Annotated in this window: 3 protein-coding genes; 1 reads left to right on the top strand and 2 read right to left on the bottom strand. The window is 61.3% G+C overall.

Features of this window, described 5'->3' with window-relative positions; all coding sequences use genetic code 11:
• Together M0954_RS05750 and M0954_RS05745 are read right to left on the bottom strand one after the other, a co-directional pair.
• Positions 1–1,042, bottom strand: a 1,042-nt coding sequence (locus M0954_RS05750) for a hypothetical protein (RefSeq protein ID WP_297352108.1), incomplete at its 3' end; no start/stop codon positions are given.
• A 498-nt stretch (positions 1,043–1,540) separates the two neighbouring features.
• On the bottom strand, positions 1,541–2,512 hold the full coding sequence (locus tag M0954_RS05745; RefSeq protein WP_122154185.1) for an AraC family transcriptional regulator: 972 nt from the start codon (positions 2,510–2,512) through the stop codon (positions 1,541–1,543).
• A gap of 94 nt (positions 2,513–2,606) precedes the next feature.
• On the opposite strand from M0954_RS05745, the gene M0954_RS05740 reads away from it, so the two are divergent.
• Positions 2,607–2,900, top strand: a 294-nt coding sequence (locus tag M0954_RS05740; protein ID WP_297352105.1) for an SDR family NAD(P)-dependent oxidoreductase, incomplete at its 3' end; no start/stop codon positions are given.

Here is a 2,900-nt window from a genome sequence, read left to right as displayed (position 1 = left end):
GTGGCGGGGGCGGCGGCGTGTATTGCCGCCCGGTGTACCCGCCTGACTGCTGGGACTCTGTTGATAACTGGTTATAGGACGGCGCCGCCGCGTATTGCTGGGGCTGCCGACCCTGATATTGCCGAGGTTGCTGGTTCTGCGCCGCTTGAGTGCCTTGCTCCGCGGGGTATTGCGACTCTTCATCGGCCCGCCGATACTGCAGCGCCGCCCGCTGGGTGTTCTGCGCATCGCGGTTTTGCGCCACCTGCGCGTCGTCGTCATTGTCCGATTTGGGTTCCGGCAATGACGTCACGGCTTGCGTCGGAATCAGTATCGGCGGCTCGGACTCGGCGGCAAACAGCTTCGGCGGTGTAGTCCGGGTAGAAACCTGCTTCAGAGACACAGGTTGCACTTCAGCCCGCCTGGGCGGCGTGACCTGCACCGAAACCTGCTTCAACGATGCGGCCGGCGCAGAGACCCGCCTCGTCGGCACGGATTCGACTTGCGCGTAAACACGCTTCTGCGGTACGGGCGCGACTTGCGCGGGAACGCGCTTCAGCGGTAAAGGCTCGGCCTGCGCAACGACCTGCCTGGACGGCGTGGCTCGCGCAGCAACAACCCGCTTCGGCAATGCGACCGGGGCGGATACCTGCTTCACGGGTGCGACCGGCGCGGATACCTGCCTTAGCGGCGCGGCTGGCGCCACGACTCGCCTTGGCGGGGCAACCCGCTCGGCAACTGGCTTCGGCGATGCGGGCATGGCTTCCGCGGCAAGCTGCTTCTGCGGATGCTTTACCTCGTCACCCAAGGTCGCATAGGATTTCGAGTCCTCCCTGGCGCGCGCGTTATAGCCGATGAAATACGCATACCTCAGGTCTTTCAGGCGAGCCTGATTCTCCGCATCGGCGGAGACGCGTTCTTCGCCGCGATCGAGCGACGCGTCGACGGTCGAGTCTTCGTAGGCCGAGGCTGCAGCGTCATCGGCACGGGCGGATTCGGGATGCAGCGCGCCCAGGGAAGACACCAGCGCGGCGGCTACCGCGACGAGCAATTTTTTTTCCATACTTTCACCTCGGAATTCCGTGCGACAGTCCGCGTGGGATTCTCCAATCTCCGGACCGGACCTTTAGTCGCCCTTCCGGGATATCGACTCTTTTTAGCACGTCCTGAAGGGCCCAGGATAATGTTTCCGGGTATAACCCAGGCGAAAGACTATATGTATGCCGAACGATCGCAGCGGCACGACGTTGTGGTTCGGGAATTTTTGCCTGTTCCGTGACAACGCTCGCAGGGGGCAGCCGCGACGCTTGATATTACATTGTAAGAAATGCTTTGCGTTGGCGGCGAAACAGAGACGAGCGGTTTTTCTTCACAGAGACTCTTCAACGGAGATGCGAGCGATGACCTCGAAAAACATCCGCAGAGCAACGGCAGAGGATGTACCGGTTCTTACACAGATCCGCAACGATGCGCATGCGAAGAAGGTGGCGCACCTTGGCGCCTGGGGAAATGGCAGGTTAGTAGCGACACAAATCCGGCGTCAAAACGAAGCATGCCAAACTCAGTGTGACGAGACATACGTCGCATTGTCGAACGCTGCCGGAATGGCGAAGCTCTCGCGCATACGCTTCGTCTCCGCCGCTGGCGTCAAGCCAAAAAGCCGCTTGAACTCTCTACTGAACTGGGACGCGCTCGTGTAACCCACTGCGTGGCTGGCTGCCTCCGCGGTCAGTTCCTGACGGACCATCAACAGGCGAGCCTGATGCAGGCGCGTCGACTTCACGTACTGCATCGGCGAGACCTGTGTGATCGACCTGAAGTGGCTGTGGAAGCTGGGAATGCTCATTCCCGCTTCCTCGGCCAACTGCATCACGTCCAGCGGCTGCGCGTAGCCGGCATGGATGAGGCGTAGCGATCTGCCTATCCGCCCGAACTGTCCTCTCATCGCCAAAGCCTCGCGCATCGAGCTCCCTTGCGCTCCGGTAAGCGCGCGGAAATATAGTTCGCGCAGCAGGCCCGGGCCCAATACCGCGGCTTCGAGCGGCCGCTGCATCGCCTCGAGGAAGCGCAGCACGGACGCCTGCATCGCGTCATCCATCGGCGTCGACATCATGCTCTGGGGCGCCTGCACCTGTTCCGTTGCGCCTTCGCGGTCGATCTGTACCGCCAGGTCAGCGGCCAATGTGAAATCGAGGTGAAGGTACAGCGCGAGCAACGGGCGCTCCTCGGTTGCCTCGGTTTCCATGCTGAACGGAACCGGCACGGACACGGCCAGGTAGTGATGCTCGTCGTATAGATAGAGCTGGTCGCCGAAATAGCCGCGCTTGCGACCCTGACAAACGATCACGATGCCGGGATCGTAGAGAACCGGCGTGCGTGACAAGGGCCGGTTTGAACGCAGGATGCGGACGCTCGGCAGCGCCGTGAGGTTGTAGCCCTCCTCGGGCGCCAACGCACGGAGCAACGCAATCATGCGGTCTTGGCTTTGCGGGGAGAGGTCGGGATTGTGGGTGGCGGCCCGCTTGGCATTCATAGCTTTAGGCAATAAAAATAGCGGAATCTGGCTTAGATAGCTTCTCCGTTCAGACTAGTATGCACTCTCCAGACAACATCCGGGAGAAGCTTCAATGGCATCCAGCAAAATTCTGCTCATCACTGGCGTCAGCAGCGGCTTTGGCCGTGCGCTCGCACAAGAGGCACTGGCGGCGGGGCACAAGGTCGTCGGTACTGTGAGAAGTGCGCAGGCAAAGCTTGATTTCGAGTATCTGTCTGCGGGCGCGGCTTTTGGACGGGTACTTGACGTGACCGACTTCGACGCCATCGACGGCATCGTGGCGGAAATCGAGGCCACCGTCGGACCCGTGGACGTTCTGGTCAACAATGCCGGCTCTGGGCACGAAGGCGTCATGGAAGAATCGCCG

It is taken from the genome of Paraburkholderia sp. (assembly GCF_026225065.1).
GTDB lineage: Bacteria > Pseudomonadota > Gammaproteobacteria > Burkholderiales > Burkholderiaceae > Paraburkholderia.
The sequence above is the reverse complement of the archived record's forward strand: the minus strand, read 5'-3'. Positions and strand labels throughout refer to the sequence as shown.

Coding starts and splice junctions, on each gene's coding strand:
- M0954_RS05745 (WP_122154185.1), bottom strand. CDS start 2,512: ATGAATGCCAAGCGGGCCGCCACCCACAATCCCGACCTCTCCCCGCAA.